At 66.3% G+C, this 16062-nt stretch carries 17 protein-coding genes; 8 read left to right on the top strand and 9 right to left on the bottom strand.

The window, feature by feature from the left end; translation table 11 throughout:
• Positions 1–93 precede the first annotated feature (93 nt).
• Genes JEQ47_RS17385 through JEQ47_RS17395 form a run of 3 tightly spaced genes read right to left on the bottom strand, consistent with a single transcriptional unit; the run spans position 94 to position 2758 of the window.
• Complete coding sequence (locus JEQ47_RS17385) at positions 94–531, bottom strand: class I SAM-dependent methyltransferase (RefSeq protein ID WP_198877685.1); 438 nt, start codon at positions 529–531, stop codon at positions 94–96.
• A 35-nt stretch (positions 532–566) separates the two neighbouring features.
• Positions 567–1802 (bottom strand): GNAT family N-acetyltransferase, encoded by a 1236-nt coding sequence (locus JEQ47_RS17390; protein ID WP_198877686.1) that lies wholly within the window; start codon positions 1800–1802, stop codon positions 567–569.
• Complete coding sequence (locus JEQ47_RS17395) at positions 1799–2758, bottom strand: hypothetical protein (protein ID WP_198877687.1); 960 nt, start codon at positions 2756–2758, stop codon at positions 1799–1801. The genes JEQ47_RS17390 and JEQ47_RS17395 overlap by 4 nt, the downstream gene beginning before the upstream one ends.
• Positions 2759–3040: 282 nt before the next feature.
• On the opposite strand from JEQ47_RS17395, the gene dapF reads away from it, so the two are divergent.
• The 4 genes from dapF to JEQ47_RS17415 all read left to right on the top strand — a co-directional run bounded on the left by dapF (position 3041) and on the right by JEQ47_RS17415 (position 7207).
• Entirely contained in the window at positions 3041–3889 is an 849-nt protein-coding gene (gene dapF, locus JEQ47_RS17400) for a diaminopimelate epimerase (protein ID WP_198877871.1), read from the top strand.
• On the top strand, positions 3889–5151 hold the full coding sequence (gene mtaB, locus JEQ47_RS17405; protein ID WP_198877688.1) for a tRNA (N(6)-L-threonylcarbamoyladenosine(37)-C(2))-methylthiotransferase MtaB: 1263 nt from the start codon (positions 3889–3891) through the stop codon (positions 5149–5151). Before dapF ends, mtaB begins: the two co-directional genes overlap by 1 nt.
• A 25-nt stretch (positions 5152–5176) precedes the next feature.
• Positions 5177–6442, top strand: a complete 1266-nt coding sequence (gene ftsY / locus JEQ47_RS17410; protein ID WP_198877689.1) for a signal recognition particle-docking protein FtsY — start codon at positions 5177–5179, stop codon at positions 6440–6442.
• Between the two features lie 135 nt (positions 6443–6577).
• Complete coding sequence (locus tag JEQ47_RS17415) at positions 6578–7207, top strand: septation protein A (RefSeq protein WP_236020931.1); 630 nt, start codon at positions 6578–6580, stop codon at positions 7205–7207.
• On the opposite strand, the gene JEQ47_RS17420 is transcribed toward JEQ47_RS17415, so the two are convergent.
• The 6 genes from JEQ47_RS17420 to tsaD form a co-directional block, all read right to left on the bottom strand.
• Positions 7199–7600 (bottom strand): DUF1761 domain-containing protein, encoded by a 402-nt coding sequence (locus JEQ47_RS17420; protein ID WP_198877691.1) that lies wholly within the window; start codon positions 7598–7600, stop codon positions 7199–7201. The genes JEQ47_RS17415 and JEQ47_RS17420 overlap by 9 nt on opposite strands.
• A gap of 83 nt (positions 7601–7683) precedes the next feature.
• On the bottom strand, positions 7684–8793 hold the full coding sequence (locus tag JEQ47_RS17425; RefSeq protein WP_198877692.1) for a pyridoxal-phosphate dependent enzyme: 1110 nt from the start codon (positions 8791–8793) through the stop codon (positions 7684–7686).
• Positions 8794–8871: 78 nt separating this feature from the next.
• Entirely contained in the window at positions 8872–9306 is a 435-nt protein-coding gene (locus tag JEQ47_RS17430; RefSeq protein ID WP_198877693.1) for an EVE domain-containing protein, read from the bottom strand.
• Between the two features lie 3 nt (positions 9307–9309).
• Entirely contained in the window at positions 9310–9603 is a 294-nt protein-coding gene (locus JEQ47_RS17435) for a YciI family protein (protein ID WP_198877694.1), read from the bottom strand.
• A gap of 1 nt (position 9604) precedes the next feature.
• Entirely contained in the window at positions 9605–10591 is a 987-nt protein-coding gene (locus tag JEQ47_RS17440; protein ID WP_198877695.1) for an NAD(P)H-dependent glycerol-3-phosphate dehydrogenase, read from the bottom strand.
• Positions 10578–11660 carry a tRNA (adenosine(37)-N6)-threonylcarbamoyltransferase complex transferase subunit TsaD gene (tsaD, locus tag JEQ47_RS17445; protein ID WP_328769478.1) on the bottom strand — a complete coding sequence of 361 codons (1083 nt, stop codon included), beginning with the start codon at positions 11658–11660 and terminating at the stop codon, positions 10578–10580. The genes JEQ47_RS17440 and tsaD overlap by 14 nt, the downstream gene beginning before the upstream one ends.
• Before the next feature lie 56 nt (positions 11661–11716).
• On the opposite strand from tsaD, the gene hemC reads away from it, so the two are divergent.
• Genes hemC through JEQ47_RS17465 form a run of 4 tightly spaced genes read left to right on the top strand, consistent with a single transcriptional unit; the run spans position 11717 to position 16040 of the window.
• Positions 11717–12655 (top strand): hydroxymethylbilane synthase, encoded by a 939-nt coding sequence (gene hemC, locus JEQ47_RS17450; protein WP_198877696.1) that lies wholly within the window; start codon positions 11717–11719, stop codon positions 12653–12655.
• Positions 12655–13386 carry a uroporphyrinogen-III synthase gene (locus JEQ47_RS17455; RefSeq protein ID WP_198877697.1) on the top strand — a complete coding sequence of 244 codons (732 nt, stop codon included), beginning with the start codon at positions 12655–12657 and terminating at the stop codon, positions 13384–13386. Before hemC ends, JEQ47_RS17455 begins: the two co-directional genes overlap by 1 nt.
• Positions 13387–13410: 24 nt before the next feature.
• A complete protein-coding gene (locus tag JEQ47_RS17460) occupies positions 13411–14658 on the top strand; it encodes a COG4223 family protein (protein ID WP_198877698.1) in 1248 nt (415 codons plus the stop codon).
• A complete protein-coding gene (locus JEQ47_RS17465; protein ID WP_198877699.1) occupies positions 14655–16040 on the top strand; it encodes a heme biosynthesis protein HemY in 1386 nt (461 codons plus the stop codon). The genes JEQ47_RS17460 and JEQ47_RS17465 overlap by 4 nt, the downstream gene beginning before the upstream one ends.
• The last annotated feature ends 22 nt before the right edge of the window (positions 16041–16062 follow it).

Raw genomic sequence — 16062 nt, forward strand, 5'->3', positions numbered from 1 at the left:
GGGATCGTCTGGTACCCGTTTGGGGTCCCGGTGGGCTGGTCAGGTGCAAAAGCCTGATGAACGGGGTGGCTTTAGGGGAAAGCGGCAGGGGAGTCAAGGAAAGCCGGGAATATCCCTGGCGCGCACTGGCGCCCGATCATCGATGACGAGCAGTCCCTCCGGCTTGAGCGCTGCCTTGAGCCGGGCCATGGCCTCTTGCTCCAGTTCAGGATGCCGGCCATCCAGCGCCCCGACCCGCATGGCAAAGGCGAGATCGAACCTCTCCTCGCCCGCAGCCAGGTCAAAATCTTCGATAGCAACCTGCCGGAACTCCAGCCGGCCCGCTGCCATCTCATCCTTCGACCCGGCTTTGGCCTGCGCGATGGCCTTGGTCGAGCGGTCGATGGCGACGATCCGGCCTATGGTCAGCAGGCGGCTGACGGCACGCGCCGCCACGCCCGGCCCGCAGCCGATCTCCAGCACGCGCATGTCAGGCCGCAGCGGCAGGGCGGCGATAGCCTGTTCGATCCGGGGTGATATGCGTTCGCTCATGATGCCACCCTAGGGTGAGCACCCGTCAGTTCATGTCAGGAGACGGGGTCCTGCGTGGCCTCGGCCGTCTGGTTGCCGTGCCCGACGAGGCGCATCAGACGGGTCCGCAATCCTGCCGGCATGGCGAGGATCAAGCGCTTGAGATTGGGACGCAGCCACATATCCCACGACTGGATGACCAGCCAGCCTTGCGGCGTCAGCGGCAGGGCATAATCGGCCACGCCGATGGTCTCGGTGGCGAAGGTGAGCTTATAGGGCATGGCCGGAACGCCGAGGTCGCAACCAACGAGCCCCCGTTCGGCGCAGGTCTGCAGGATTTCACGCAGGTGGAGCTTTCCCGGACTTTCGTCGGAATGGGAAAAATCGCGGCTGGCGACAAAGGCATAATAGCGCCCGCCATGCACGAAACCCCATTGCTCGGCCAGCGGCCGGTCAAGGTGGGTGAGCGAGAAGGCGAGCAGTTCGAGATCGGCGCGGCCGACCAGGTCTTTGCAGAAATCCACGAACCCGCCATCGCGGAAAGCCCGCGAGGTGAGACCCTGCTCCCTGAGACGATCGGCTCGGCCGCCCAGCGTTCGCTCGATCAACGCCAGCTGCTCCTTGGGGTCGGCGACGACGCGGTGCTCCAATGCGCCTTCGCGCTCCAGCCGGTTGCGGGCATTGCGCATGTTCTTGCGCGTCTTGGCGCGCACAGTGGAAAAGTAGGCGGCAAAGTCGGGGAAGGCTTCAAAGGCGACATAGGGCGCGCCCTGGGTCTCGCCGGTACGCAGATGAGTTTTGGGCATGCCCTGCGCCAATGCCGAGCCGTCGCGGACCTTGAGGAAGCTGAAGCAGTCGCTCGGCGCCGCGGCGGACGCGGTCCGGAGCAGTTGCCCCACCGCCGCAGCCGGGTCGAAGCCGGGCGCCAGCAGCACATCGCTGATCTGCGCAAAGGCGTGGCCGAGCGGCACCAGCAGCGAGCGGGTGCCGGTGCGGATGCGTTCGAGCGGCAGCACGCCAACGAGGCGCCGCCCATCCTCGATGGTGACGACCACCGGGTCGAATGCTGCATTGCCCCGGGCCGCTTCGAAATCATAGACCGATCGGGCCCAGCCGAGGCTCTGGAACAGGGTCGTGCCAGAGGCGATGTCTTCGAGGCCCAGCCAGCGCTGGGCCAGGGCCTCCAGCTCTTCCCGCGTCCGCACCACGGCACCGCGCAGGCCACGGCTTGCCGCCATCGCACCAAGGGTGCGACGGTCGTGGCCGTCGGCGAACGCGTCCGTCGAACTCATTTCTCGAAACGATGCGCCGGAATGTCCCGCACGCCTTCGGGCGCGGCCGGATCGACCTGGAAGTCGACCGTATAGACCTTCTTCTTCTGCGGATTGAGCGGCGAGAATTTCACCGCCCCGGCAATGCCGAGCTTGGTGAGATAGGAAAGCCCGGTCACCTGCTGGCTGAGCGTCTTACGCCCCAGCTTGCTGCGCAGCACGCCATTGGCATAGTTGACCGCATAGTGCTTCCGCAGCTCATCGGTCCAGTGCTCGGTGGTAAAGCTGACATTGAGCATGTCATGATTGACCACGCGATGCGGACCGTTGAGCGGCCAATGCAGCATCTGCCCCGCTTCCAGATCATAGACCTGGGCAAAGTCGTCGAACCACGGCTCGAACGGCATGTCGGTTTCGCGCAACTGCCCGAGGATCAGCTTTTCCAAGGCCGGCTGGGAAATGAACGGCGCCTGGGCCGGATAGACATAGACTTTCTTGGTGCCACGCACCTGCCAGAGGCTCTGCCCCGGCACGTCCGAGTGATACTTCACCGAGACGTTGGGCGAGGAAATGAGGATGGTGAGGTTGCGCTTGTACGACTTGAAGCCCGGCACCCTGTCCTCGAATTCGGCATAAAGCGCGTCGAGCAGTTCGCCATAGGCCGGATTGACCTTGGCCGGCGCCGTCAGGTTGACCCAGATATTGCCGTTTTTGACCGTCTCGATCACTTCGGCGCCGGAAAGCCCCTTGATCTCGCCTTCGCGGCGCTTGGGCGGATTGCCCGGCGTCTTCTGCGAATAGTTGACATGGTAGGCTTCGCGCGGGCTGGCATCGATCAGCGCCGCCAGCGCCGCATCGGTGAAAAGCGGCGAATTGGCAAGGCTATGGCTGAGCCGCAGCGACTGGTTGCCCCAAAGCTTGGGGTAATGCGGCTGCCAGTCGGTGATGATCTGGTCGGTCATGAGTGGCATGTTCATCGATCTGGCTCCCTGGAAGGCCGCGATAACGAGAATTCTTCCAGCCCAACACTAGTGCAATATGCCCGCGATGCACGGCAAAGCTGCCCGGCTGGTTAAGAGCAAGCACAAGGCAAGTCGTTAAATTTTAAAGAAAATTGCCGCGAGCTGCCGGGGCGCATCGCGTCAGCCCGACGGCGCGGTCTGGCAATTTGACGATAGTTCCGCCATATAGGGTGGCAAGGCTGCCGATCGGGCAGCAAGATCCGGAAGACCGCCGTGAGCGACGTCCCCTTTTTGAAGATGAACGGCCTGGGCAACCAGATCATCGTGGCTGACCTGCGCGGCACGACCCAAAGCGTCACCTCGGCCGCCGCCATTGCCATCAACAATCGGCCCGAAACCCGCTTCGACCAGATCATGGCCATCCATGATCCGCGCACGCCCGGCACCACCAACTATATCGAGATCATCAATTCCGACGGCTCGCTGGCCCAGGCCTGCGGCAACGGCATGCGCTGCGTGGTCCAGACCCTGTCGGCTGAGCAGGGCCGCCAGCGCTTCACCTTCGAGACCGTGGCCGGCATTCTTTTCGGCGAGGAGGCCGAAAACGGTCTCATCACCGTCGATATGGGCACGCCGAAATTTGCCTGGTACGACATTCCGCTCGCCGAAGAATTTGCTGATACACGACAGATCGAATTGCAGATCGGGCCAATCGACGCCCCGATCCTCCATTCGCCCTCGGCCATGTCGATCGGCAATCCGCACGCCACCTTCTGGGTCAAGGACGATGTCTGGTCCTATGCGCTCGACCGCTTCGGGCCGATGCTGGAAAACCATCCGATCTTTCCCGAGCGCGCCAATATCGGCATTGCCCAGGTCACAGCCCCCGACAGGATCATCCTGCGCGTTTGGGAGCGTGGCGCCGGCCTGACTGAAGCCTGTGGCACCGCTGCCTGCGCGGCCCTGGTGAACGCGGCGCGCACCCGCCGCACCGGGCGCAAGGCCACTGTGACCCTTCCGGGCGGCGACCTTGTGGTCGAATGGCTCGACAACGACCATGTCACCCTGACTGGCCCGGCCGAATTCGAATGGCGTGGCATGTTCGATCCCACCTCCGGCGCCTGGACACGCAGCGAGGCCGCCTGATGGCCGTGGAGACGCTGACATTCGGCTGTCGCCTCAATGCCTATGAAGGCGCGGTGATGAAGGCCGAGGCCGAAAAGGCCGGGCTCGACAATGCCATCATTGTCAACACCTGCGCGGTGACCTCGGAGGCCGTCAAGCAGGCCAAGCAGGCCGTGCGCAAGGCGCGCCGCGACAATCCCGGCGCCCGCATCATCGTCACCGGCTGCGCCGCCCAGACCGAGGCGCGCACCTTTGGCGACATGCCCGAGGTCGATCTCGTCATTGGCAACAACGACAAGCTCCGGGCCAAAAGCTACGCACCCCTCCTGTTCGGCCTCAGCCGCAACGACAAGGTGCAGGTCAACGACATCATGGCTGTGCGCGAAACCGCCGGTCATCTCATCGAGGGCATGGACGGGCATACGCGCGCCTTCGTGCAGGTGCAGAATGGCTGCGACCACCGCTGCACCTTCTGCATCATCCCTTTCGGTCGCGGACCCAGCCGCTCGGTGCCGATGGGCCTCGTCGTCGACCAGGTGAAAAAGCTCGTCGCCAATGGCTATGCCGAGGTCGTGCTGTCAGGCGTCGACATCACCTCCTACGGCCCCGACCTGCCCGGCGCGCCGACCCTGGGCCTGTTGGTCCAGGCCATCCTCAGGCATGTGCCGGATCTGCCACGCCTCAGGATCTCGTCCATCGACAGCATAGAGGCCGATCCCGCATTCTATGAGGCGGCGAGCGACCGACGCTTCATGCCGCACCTGCATCTGTCGCTGCAATCGGGCGACGATCTGATCCTCAAGCGCATGAAACGGCGGCACCTGCGCGATGATGCGCTGGCCGTGGTTGAGCGCTTCCGCGGCCTCAGGCCCGACATGGTCTTTGGCGCCGACATCATTGCCGGCTTCCCCACCGAAACCGACGCCATGTTCGACAATTCGCTGCGCTTCATCGCCGAGGCCGGCCTCACCTATATCCATGCCTTCACCTATTCGCCCCGCCCCGGCACGGCGGCCGCACGCATGCCGCAGGTGGAGAAGGCCGTGGCGCGTGAGCGGACCGGTCACCTGCGCGCCGCTGGTGAAAAGCAGTTGGCGGCACTCACCCTCAGCCGGCTCGGAGCGGTCGAAAGCGTCCTGATGGAACGCGGCGGCATCGGCCGCACCGAACAATTCGTCCCGGTCCGCGTTGCAGGCATGGAGGCGGGCGAACTGGCCACCGTGCGAGTGACTGGCATGGATGCCGAGGGCCTGATGGGCGAAAAACGACGCGCCGCGGCATGACGGCAGCAAGGAAGCAAATCCACCAATGACCGACAAGAAACCCGGCTTCTTCCAGCGCCTGTTCGGCACCCAGCCCGCGCCCGAACCCATTCCCGCGCCGCCGGAGACCCGCCCGGAGCCCCCCGCCGAGCCCGTCACGCCCCCCGAGCCGGTATTGCCGACCCCGGAGCCCGATTCCGTTCCGGAAGTGCCGATCACGCCGGACGCCATTCCCGATGTGCCCGAGCCCGAAGCCGAACCGGAGGACTTGCCACCACCAGGCCCACCCGAAACGACCCCCGACTATGTCGAAGAGATCGAGCAGCGTGCCGCGACGGGGCTGGACAGCACCCCGATCATTCCGGCTCCCGAAACCGCGGCGCCGCAGCAGGGCTGGTTCCAGCGGCTGGCCTCGGGCCTCAAGCGCAGCTCGGACAATCTCACCACCTCGATCACCTCGGTCTTCACCAAGCGCAAGCTCGATGCGGCGACGCTCGACGAGCTCGAGGACGTGCTGATCCAGGCCGACCTGGGCGTGGATACGGCCATGGCTATTGCCGAAACCCTGCGCCGCGACCGCTTCGACCGGGATGTGTCCGGAGAAGACGTGCGCGCCGTGCTTTCCGCCGAGGTCGAAAAGGTGCTCGGCCCCGTTGCCCGGCCGCTCGCCATCGATGCCCGCAAGAAGCCCTTCGTCATCCTGATGATCGGGGTCAATGGTTCGGGCAAGACTACGACGATCGGCAAGCTGGCACAGAAATTTGCTGCCGAGGGCAAGTCCGTCATGCTGGCGGCCGGCGACACCTTCCGCGCCGCCGCCATCGAGCAGCTCCAGGTCTGGGGCCAGCGCACCGGCGCTCCCGTCATTTCGCGGCCAGCGGGTGCCGACGCCTCGGGCCTTGCCTTCGATGCCGTGACCCAGGCCAGGGCCGAGGGCCGGGACGTGCTGATCATCGATACGGCGGGGCGCCTGCAGAATCGCGACGAGTTGATGGACGAGCTCGAAAAGGTCATTCGCGTCATCAAGAAGGTCGACCCCGAAGCGCCGCATGCAACGCTCCTTACCCTCGATGCCACGACCGGGCAGAATGCCTTGCGGCAGGTGGAAATCTTCGGCCAGCGCGCCGGGGTTACGGGCCTCGTCATGACCAAGCTCGATGGCACTGCCCGCGGCGGCATTCTCGTCGCCATCGCCCGCAAATTCGGCCTGCCGGTGCATTTCATCGGCGTCGGCGAAGGCATTGCCGATCTCGAGCCCTTCGCGGCGCGTGATTTCGCGCGTGCAATTGCTGGCTTTGAGCGGCCCCGCTAGGGCAAATCGATCCGGTGAAACGGTTGAGGTGAGAATGGCGGGGGCCGCCAGCGACAAAATCTCACCATTCTTGTCCCCTATTGCACCCTTGCATCGCGTGGCTCGGCACATCAGATTGAGCCCATGGACAAAAAAATGACCGACAAGACCGCCGAACCGGAAGTCAACTGGGACGAGATGCGTCCCCAGATCATCAAGCTGGCGCTTGAGCTCGGACCGCTGGTGGTGTTCTTTATCATGAACGGTCGGGCCGATATCTTCGTCGCCACGGCCTGGTTCATGGGCGCCATGACCTTGTCGCTGGCCCTCTCCTGGCTGATCCTCAAGAAGATCGCGGTCATGCCGCTGGTGACCGGCGTCGTCGTGCTGGTTTTCGGCGGCCTGACGCTCTGGCTGCAGGACGACACCTTCATCAAGGTCAAGCCGACCATCACCAACACGCTTTTCGCCGCCGTCCTGCTCGGCGGCCTCGTCTTCGGCCAGTCGCTGCTGAAATATGTGTTCGGCGACGTCTACAAGCTGCGCCCCGAAGGCTGGTGGAAGCTGACACTCAACTGGGGCCTGTTCTTCGTCGTGCTGGCGGTGCTCAACGAAGTCGTATGGCGCAATTTCCCCACCGATTTCTGGGTTGCCTTCAAGGTCTGGGCCATCATGCCGCTGACCGTGGTTTTCTCGATGACCCAGTTGCCGCTGCTCAACAAATATGCGCCGGCAGCGGAACCAGTGACGGTTCCGCCCGTGGCCAGCGGCAGCGATCTAGCCTAGAAGCCCGATCACCACGCCCTGGATCACCAGGACGCCCAGGATGTGCAGGCCGTCAATGACGGTCAGCGACCACTTCATGCCCTCGTAGCGGTGGTTCATGATCAGCGTCGTCAGCACGAAGCCGAACCACATATGCACGCCGACCAGCACGCCGGCACCCACACTGATCTCGCCCATCAGCAGCGGTGTCAGCAAGGCGATGAAATAGGCCATCACCAGCTCGACGACAAAGGACCAGATGAACGGCGTATAACCGACCTGGAGCTGGTCCTTGGTCTTGCCCAGCGCGACGAGCCATTGCTTCGAGAGCGCCATGTACCACACGGCCCCGAAGGCATAGGCGGCGATGGCGGCCAGCACGACGGCCAGCCAGTTGACGGCAAAATGCGACATGATCGATCCCCCAGCGCGAAACGCGCGGGGGCAATCTTACGCCTCTAGCCGCGGCGCGAATAGCGGTGTCGAAGGGTCGCACCTCAGCCCAGGAAAGTGGCGGCGGGATCGGCGTCTGCGAGGAACGCCATGACTTTTGCGCTCAGGAGCGTGTCGGGCGCGGGCTCGGGGGCATCGCCGGTAAAGGTATGCTTGAAGCCCGATGCCGTGATGACGCAGACGGTGCCGCTCCGATCCGCATTCCGGTCACGCATCAGGAGCGCCACGCCTGCACAGGCGGAAAACTCCGCGTCCACGCCATCATATCGCAGCAGGGCCGCCCGTGCCGCGGACAGCTCGGCATCGCTGACGGCCTCCACGCTGCCGTCACTGGCACGCACGATCTCGAGCACGCGCGTGCCATCCTGTGGATAGCCAGCCAGGCGGTCGGCAATGGCCGCGGCCTTGGTGTCGACGGCGTCGATCCAAGGCTCGACCACTGCCTGGCCTGCCCGGAAGGCGCGCGCAATCGGTGCGCAGCCTTCGGCTTGCACGGCGACCAGTTGAGGCAGCGCCTGACCGGCTTCCACGAGGCCATTTGCGAGCCCCACAAGAACGGGACCGGCACTGACGGGGGCGACCACGCGGGTGATCTCTCTCCCCAACTGTCCCGCAAGCTCATGACCGAGCGAGCGGCAGCCCCACTCGGCCCAGGGCGAGGCGAAGGTGGAATAGAGCCGGAAGTAGCCAAGCGCGTCCGACAATCGATCGGCCAGGGCGTAGGCCTGGCTCGGGCCTTCGCCCGCGCGGATGACCAGCGCGCCGCGCGCTATAACGGGTCGCAACCGCTCGACGGGCACTGTCATCGGCACGATCGCGATCATCGGCAGCTTGCGCGGGGCACAGAGGGCCGCCGCCGATACCGCGGCATTGCCGCTCGATGGCACCACGACGCCAGGACAATCGGGTTGCTGGGCCAGCAACTCTCCCACGCTCGCCGACATGATGCGATCCTTGAACGAACCGCTGAGGTGAGAGCCCTCATATTTGAGCCAGACGCCCTCGAGGCCGGGAATGCGCGAGGAGATAAGCGGCGACCAGGCATGATCGGGATGCGCCCAGTAGTCCCCGGGCAGGGGATCCGCGATCTCGAAAATGCTGCCTTCGGGTCCGTACCCGAACTGGGCTTGGGCGCGTGACACCTGGATGGGCATGTGGATCTCCCCCGCCCTGCGAGCGTAGCTCTCCGGGCCTTGAAGCCTAAAATTGCTCCACTGGAGCAATTTTCAAGGCTACAAGCCACCCATCTTGCAGAGCAGTTTCCATTCGGCGTCCGACACCTTGGAGACCGAGAGCCGCGAGAGCTTGACCAGTTCGAGTTCACTGAGCGCTTCGGTCGCCTTGATCTCGGCAAGGGTTACCGCGCGCTTGAACGGCTTGACCGACTGCACGTCGACGCATTCCCACACCACCTCGCCCTTGGCATTGAGCTCGGCGGTGGAATCGGGATGGGCCTTGGCCACCACTTTCATGATGCCGACGATCTCCTTGCCGATATTGGAGTGGTAGAAGAAGGCCTGGTCGCCCACCGCCATGGCCTTCATGTTGTTGCGCGCCGCATAGTTGCGCACGCCGTGCCACTCCTCGACCTCGCCGCGACTGGTCTTGGCCACGAGATCGTCGAAGGAAAAGACGTCGGGTTCCGATTTCATCAGCCAGTAGGCCATGGCTTAAAACTCCGCGCCGGAATTGTTGATGGCAATGCGCCAGCGCTTGACCTCGTAGCTGGCAAAGACGCCGGCCGGCACGAACGGGTCGGCAGCCGCCATGGCCTCGGCTTCGGCCAGCGTCTCGGCCTCGAACACCACGATCGAGCCTTCCGGCTGGTCCTCGGCATTGAGCAGCGCGCCGGCAAAGACCAGTTTCTTGCCCAGCGAATTGAGATGGTCGAGATGCACCGGACGCGTATCGAGGCGCTTCTGCAGCGCGCCGGGCGCGTCCTTGGCGATCATGGCATAGAGCATATCAGGCTTCCCTCTTGAGCGGGCGGGACATCAGGCCCGCAACCACGGTGGCAATATCGGCCTTGCCGGCGACCACGGCATCGACGGCATCGATCAGCGGCGCATCGACATCCAGGCTCCGCGCCAGCGCCGCGGCAACCGGTGCCGTAGCCACGCCCTCGGCCAGCTTGGCGCCCGATGCCAGGATGTCGGCCGTGTTCCGCCCGGCGCCCAGCGCCATTCCGAACTGGTAGTTTCGCGACTGCACGGAGGTGCAGGTCAGCGTCAGGTCCCCCAGGCCCGCGAGCCCGGTCAGCGTATGCGCCGAACCGCCCATGGCGATCACCATGCGCGCCATCTCTGCATAGCCACGCGCGATCAGGGCGGCCCGCGCCGAGGCACCGAGACCGGCGCCTTCGACGGCGCCGCAGGCCAGCGCATAGACATTCTTGAGCGCCCCGGCGACTTCGACCCCGATCCGGTCATCGGCGGCATAGGGGCGGAAGCTGGGGCCGGCCAAGGCGGTCGCCAGGTCGGAAGTGAGGTTGGCGTCGTCGCCCGCCAGCGTTACCGCCGTTGGTCGGCCCGCCGCGACATCGGCGGCAAAGCTCGGGCCCGACAGCACGAAGCCGATGGCGTCGGGCGACATGTCGGCCAGGATTTCGCTTTGCCGCGCCAACGTGCCGGTTTCGAGCCCCTTGGCCGAAAGCACCACCGGCCGCCCGGCCAGAAGTTCAGTAGCGAGCCCCGAAAGCAGCGTTCGCGTCGCCTGCGCCGGCACGGCCAGCACCACGATATCAGCGGTCTCCAGCCGATGGGCAGCGCTGATACCGGGCAGCAATTTCTGGCCCGGCAGCGCCGCCTCGTTGCTGCGGCCGGCATTGATGGCGTCCGCCTGCTCCGCGGTGCGCACCACCAGCGTCGTCGGCCGCCCGGCCATGGCCGTGGCCTGTGCCAGCGCCGTGCCCCAGGCGCCGCCGCCGATCACCGCTACGCTATCGAGCCGCATCGTCGGATATCCTCATGTCGGGCGTATCGAGCGGCCAGCGTGGCCGTGCCGCCACGTCGAGACGGTCGGCCGCGCCAAGCGCCAGCCTTTCCGCGCCGGCCCAGGCCACCATGGCGCCATTGTCGGTGCAAAGCGCGATCGGCGGCACGACCAGTTCTGCGCCGGTTTCGGCGACCACCTCGGCCAGCGCGGCGGCGATGGCCCTGTTGGCAGCGACGCCACCCGCCACCACCAGTTGCGGCTGCGCCTCGGGCAGTTCGGCCTTGAACCGCTCCAGCGCCTGGCGCGAACGGGTCGCGACGATTTCGGTCACCGCCTCCTGGAAACTGGCGGCAATATCGGCCACGTCCTGGTCGGTAAGCGGCGCCAGGGCTTCTGCCTGGAGGCGCACGGCGGTCTTGAGCCCGGAAAAGGAAAAATCGAGGCGCTGCTCGCGCAGCAGCGGTCGGGGAAATTTGAAGCGCCTGGCATCACCCTCGCGGGCAATGCGTTCCACTGCCGGCCCGCCCGGATGGCCGAGCGAAAGCAACTTGGCCACCTTGTCGAAGGCCTCGCCCAGCGCGTCGTCGATCGTGCCGCCCCAGCGCTCGTAGTGCCCGACGCCGCGCACCAGCACAAACTGGCTGTGACCGCCGGAAACCAGCAGCATCAGATAGGGAAATTCCACTCCATCGGTCAGCCGCGCCGTCAGCGCATGGCCTTCGAGGTGATTGACGGCGATGAGCTCCTTGCCGAGCGACGCCGCCAGCGCCTTGGCCGTGGTCAGCCCCACCAGCACGCCCCCGATCAGGCCGGGCCCCGCCGTCGCGGCAATGGCATCGACGTCCTCGAGCGCAATGCCGGCCTCGTCAACCGCCTGGGCGATGATGTGGTCGAGCCATTCGACATGGGCGCGCGCCGCCAGTTCCGGCACCACGCCGCCAAAGGCCGCATGCTCGTCGAGCTGGGAGCGCACCACATTGGAACGAATTGTGCCGTGTCCCGATTGATCACGCACGACGATGGAGGCGGCGGTTTCGTCGCAGCTTGTTTCGATCCCCAGAATGATGGCTTGCGCTTGCCCGGTCACGACGATCTGGTCTACTCCAAAAACGAGATTACCGCCTACACCAGGACTGGCCGAACATGCAATCGCCCGCCCCCTTCGCCCGCATCGGAACCCGTGGCAGCCCGCTGGCCCTGGCCCAGGCGAAACTGGTGCGCGGGTTGCTTGCGCGGGCCCATGGCGTGGCTGAGGACCGCATCGAAATCGAAGTCTTCTCGACCGGCGGCGACCGCAGCCAGGCCGAGAATACCACGCTTTCCACGATTGGCGGAAAGGGCGTCTTCACCAAGGAAATCGACGAGGCGCTGCTCGCCGGGCGCATCGATCTTGGCGTGCATTCGAGCAAGGACGTGGCGACCGGCCTGCCGCCGGGCATGGTCCTGGCCGCCTTTCTTGAACGCGAGGATGTTCGCGACGCCTTTTTGTCCGTTTCGGCACAAGGCATAGACAATCTGTCCGAAGGCGCCCGTTTCGGCACCTCGTCCATTCGCCGCGCCGCCCAGGCGCTGCGTCTCCGCCCCGACCTCACCATCGTGCCCTTCCGCGGCAATGTGCATACGAGGCTGCAAAAGCTGCTCGACGGCGTCGCCGATGCCACCCTGCTGGCGCTTGCCGGCCTCAATCGTCTGGGCGAAGCCCACCGCGCCACCGCCATTCTCGATCCCGACCAATTCATGCCGGCTCCGGCACAGGGGGCCATCGGCATCGCCATTCGCCAGGGCGATCAGCGTCTCGCCGATATCGTCGCGCCGCTCGACCACGCGGCCACCCACGACGCGATTGCCGCGGAACGAGCCATGCTGGCCGTGCTCGATGGGTCGTGCCGCACCCCGGTGGGCGCGCTGTCCGGCACTGCCGGCGGGCTGTTGACGCTCAAGGGCGAGATCCTCAGCCTCGACGGCCAGACATCCTTCCGCGCCGAGGCTCAGGGCAGCGATCCGGTCGCCCTGGGGGAAAGCGTTGGTCGCGATCTTCTGGCCCAGGCTGGTCCCAATTTCCTCGCGCAGTGGAACCGCTGATGCGTATGCTGATCACCCGCCCCGAGCCCGATGCCCAGGCGACGCGCGAGCGGCTGGCAGCGCTCGAGATCGAAGCGGAAATTGCTCCATTGATGACCCGCCAGACCCTTGGCGCCAATGTGCCCCGGCCCGAGGGTTTCGCCGCCCTGGCGCTCACCAGCACCAATGCCCTGCGCGCATTGGAGGATCTCGGGGCACTGGATGGTCTTCGCGGTATTCCGGTTTTTGCCGTGGGTGACCGCACGGCCCATGAGGCGCGCAAGCTCGGCTTTGCCCAGGTGACGGCCGCCGACGGCACGCTTGATTCGCTGGCCACATCGATCGCGCTGGCCCGGCTCGAAGGACCGGTGCTCTATCCCGCCGGCCGGCATCTGAGTGGCGATCTTGCGGGCGCGCTCGCCCCCCATGGGCTGATGGTGATTACCGTGCCGGTCTATGAGATGGTCGCCGAAACCCGCCTGCCCGACCCTGTCCGACCGGGTCTGATCGCCGGTCGATACGGTGCAGTATTGCTTTATTCGCGGCGAACAGCCGAGATTTTCACCACCCTTGTCGCTGACCTCATTGCGCCCCGCGAGCGGCCAAACCTGCCGGTGATCTGCCTGTCCGAGAATGTCGCGCAGCCGCTGCTCGGCGCGCATTTCACCCGCGTGGTGCTGGCAGATCATCCGAGCGAAGAGGCCATGCTGGCGGTGACGCTGGCTTTTGCCCGCGAGCAAACTGGGTCATGATCGGACAAACGCAAAGGAAGCGCCATGGCTGAAACCCCCGGCAAGGACACCCCTGCAACCGATGCCAAGTCCACGGGCAAGGCCGGACCGGTCAAGCCGCCCGTGCTGGAAGGCACGGCACGGCCCACGACATCGGGCAAGCCATCCGAAGCGACCGCAAAGCCCGCCGAAAAAACGGCCGACAAGCCGGCTGCCAGTGCCGCCACCACAACGCCTAAGCCGAGTAGCGTTCCCCCTAAGCGGCCGGACACAGAGGAAAAGGGCGGCAGCGGCGTTCCCTGGCTGGCCGGCTTGGCCGGCGGCCTGGTCGGCCTTGGCGCCGCCTATGGCCTGGCCTGGTTCGGGCTTTGGCCCAGCCCGGCCGCGACCCCTGCTCCCGCCGATCCGCGCCTTGCTCAGTTTGCCACGGCCATTCCCGAGCTCGAGACTGCCACCGGCACGGTGCAGGACGAGCTCGCCACCCTCACGAGCCGCGTCGCCACCCTCGAAAGCGCCGCGCCGGAAACAGCGGCGGCGGCGGAAGCTCCTGCCGCCACTCCGGACCCCGCCTCGGCCGAGGACCTTGCGGCCCTGTCGGCCCGCGTCGAGGAACTGTCGGCCGCTGCCGGCAGCAGTGATAGCGCTGCCGACGTGGAAGCGGTGGAGGCCGAGCTGGCCAGCCTCCAGGCTGATGTGGCCCAGACCCAGGCCCAGCTTGCCCAGACACAGCAGCAGATGGCAGCGCTGGCGCAGTCGGCCAATGAATCCGCGGGCTCCAGCGCCGCCACCATTCGCTTGCCGCTGATTTTTTCCGGGCTGGAAAGCGCCTTTGCCGGCGGTCGTGCCTATGAAACGGAGCTTGCCGCCCTGCGCCAGGCCTTGCCCGATACCGTCGTGCCCGAACCGGTGGCGGCGCGTGCCGCCAATGGCCTGCCGCGCCCTGACGCGGTCGCGGCTGGTCTCTCGTCCGCCCTCCCCGCCATGCTGGCCGGACGCCCGGTGAACGCCGACGCCGGCTGGCAGGACGCCACTGCCGACTGGTTCCGCGGCATCATCGCCATGCGCCCATCCGGTGCCGTCGAGGGGGACGGTCCCGACGCCATGATCGCACGGCTCGAGGCCGCCGTGGCGCGGCGCGACTTTGTCGCTGCAAAGGCCGAACTCGATGCCTTGCCCGCGCCGATGCGCAATGCCGCGGGAAGCGTCGCCGATGACATCGACAGCCTCGCCGGCGCCCAGACATTCCTGGCGCAGCTCCGGAGCCAGGCGCTCAATGGGGAGAGCGGCGCATGATTCGCCTCGCGTCCTGGATCATCGGCAGCCTGGTCATTGCCGGCATCGCCGCCTGGGTTATCGCTCTTCCCGGCACGCTGACGCTGGAATTTGCCGGCTATCGGATGCAGCCGCGGCTCGGTACGGCCGTCGTCATCCTCTTGGTCGCCGCGGCACTGGTCATTCTGGTCTGGGCTGTTGTACGTCGGCTTATCGGCGCGCCCAGGGCCATGGCCCGGCGGCGCGCCGCTAGGCGCCGGGAACAGGGGGTCGAGGCCCTCACCGATGCCGTCATCGCCCTGCAGGCGGGCGATCCGGCGCGGGCCCGCATCATGGCGCGCGAGGCTCAAGCGCGCCTGCCCGAAAACGGCGCCGCACGGCTGCTCGAAGCACGCGCCGACCTGGCGCTTGGCGACATGCCGGCCGCCCGCGAGCACTATCGCGCCCTCATTGCCAGTGAGAAGACCGCCGTGGCGGCACTGACCGGCCTTTACGACCAGGCCCGGGCGCAGAACCGGCCGGAAGCGGCGCTGACCTTTGCCCGCAAGACCCTGGCGCTGTCGCCCGACACGCAATGGGCCGGTCAGGCCGTGTTCGATGATCTGGCCCGGCGCGGCCAGTGGGCCGAGGCTGTGGCCATGGTCAATGCCGAGCCGGCCGCCAGCCGCGAGGACAAGGCACGCAAGCGCCGCCGCCAGGCCGTGATCGAAACCGCCAGGGCCCGCGAGACCGAGACCAGCCAGCCCAATTCGGCCCTGGAACACGCCCTCAATGCGCTGAAACTGCTGCCCGACTTCGTGCCGGCGGCCCTCATTGCTGCCCGCATCTATTCCAATCGCGGCGAAGCGCGGCGCGCCCAGAGCCTTCTGCGCCGCATCTGGCGGGCCACGGGCCACCCCGATGTCGCGACGCTCTATGCCCATTCTCAGCCCGGCGCCTCGGCCGTGGACCGTCTGAAGCGGCTGGGAGAAATCATCGAAATGCCGCCCCCGCACCGGGCCGCCGCCATGGCCATGGCCCGCGCTGCCATCGACGCCTATGATTGGCCCCGCGCCCGCGCCGCGCTGCACGGCTTTGCCGGCGCGGAAGCCACCCAGGGCGTGGCGACGCTGATGGCCGAAATCGAGGAAGGCCAGAGCGGCGACCAGGGCAAGGCCCGCGAATGGCTGGCCCGCGCCGTCCGCGCTCCGCGCGATCCCGCCTGGACTGCCGACGGCATTATCAGCGACGAATGGGAGCCGATTTCACCGGTGACCGGGCGTCTCGATGCCTTTGAATGGAAGGTGCCGGTGGCCAGCAATGCGCGGCCGGCGCCGCTTGCGCCCGCCCCCTCCGAACCAGTGACCGCACTGCCTCCGGCAGATGCGCCCTTGCCCCTTGCATCGGCGGGAAACGCCCAGTAAAAGATCGCCCATCCGAGCGGGT

Origin of the sequence: Devosia sediminis, assembly GCF_016411825.1 — a bacterium.
GTDB lineage: Bacteria > Pseudomonadota > Alphaproteobacteria > Rhizobiales > Devosiaceae > Devosia > Devosia sediminis.

Bases quoted from the DNA above. Each gene is read 5' to 3' on its own strand.
- JEQ47_RS17435 (WP_198877694.1), bottom strand. From the start codon at position 9,603: ATGCTCTATGCCATGATCGCCAAGGACGCGCCCGGCGCGCTGCAGAAG.
- JEQ47_RS17390 (WP_198877686.1), bottom strand. From the start codon at position 1,802: ATGAGTTCGACGGACGCGTTCGCCGACGGCCACGACCGTCGCACCCTT.
- JEQ47_RS17465 (WP_198877699.1), top strand. From the start codon at position 14,655: ATGATTCGCCTCGCGTCCTGGATCATCGGCAGCCTGGTCATTGCCGGC.
- ftsY (WP_198877689.1), top strand. From the start codon at position 5,177: ATGACCGACAAGAAACCCGGCTTCTTCCAGCGCCTGTTCGGCACCCAG.
- dapF (WP_198877871.1), top strand. From the start codon at position 3,041: ATGAACGGCCTGGGCAACCAGATCATCGTGGCTGACCTGCGCGGCACG.
- mtaB (WP_198877688.1), top strand. From the start codon at position 3,889: ATGGCCGTGGAGACGCTGACATTCGGCTGTCGCCTCAATGCCTATGAA.
- hemC (WP_198877696.1), top strand. From the start codon at position 11,717: ATGCAATCGCCCGCCCCCTTCGCCCGCATCGGAACCCGTGGCAGCCCG.
- JEQ47_RS17420 (WP_198877691.1), bottom strand. From the start codon at position 7,600: ATGTCGCATTTTGCCGTCAACTGGCTGGCCGTCGTGCTGGCCGCCATC.
- JEQ47_RS17430 (WP_198877693.1), bottom strand. From the start codon at position 9,306: ATGGCCTACTGGCTGATGAAATCGGAACCCGACGTCTTTTCCTTCGAC.
- JEQ47_RS17415 (WP_236020931.1), top strand. From the start codon at position 6,578: ATGACCGACAAGACCGCCGAACCGGAAGTCAACTGGGACGAGATGCGT.
- JEQ47_RS17395 (WP_198877687.1), bottom strand. From the start codon at position 2,758: ATGAACATGCCACTCATGACCGACCAGATCATCACCGACTGGCAGCCG.
- JEQ47_RS17425 (WP_198877692.1), bottom strand. From the start codon at position 8,793: ATGCCCATCCAGGTGTCACGCGCCCAAGCCCAGTTCGGGTACGGACCC.
- JEQ47_RS17455 (WP_198877697.1), top strand. From the start codon at position 12,655: ATGCGTATGCTGATCACCCGCCCCGAGCCCGATGCCCAGGCGACGCGC.
- JEQ47_RS17460 (WP_198877698.1), top strand. From the start codon at position 13,411: ATGGCTGAAACCCCCGGCAAGGACACCCCTGCAACCGATGCCAAGTCC.
- JEQ47_RS17385 (WP_198877685.1), bottom strand. From the start codon at position 531: ATGAGCGAACGCATATCACCCCGGATCGAACAGGCTATCGCCGCCCTG.
- JEQ47_RS17440 (WP_198877695.1), bottom strand. From the start codon at position 10,591: ATGCGGCTCGATAGCGTAGCGGTGATCGGCGGCGGCGCCTGGGGCACG.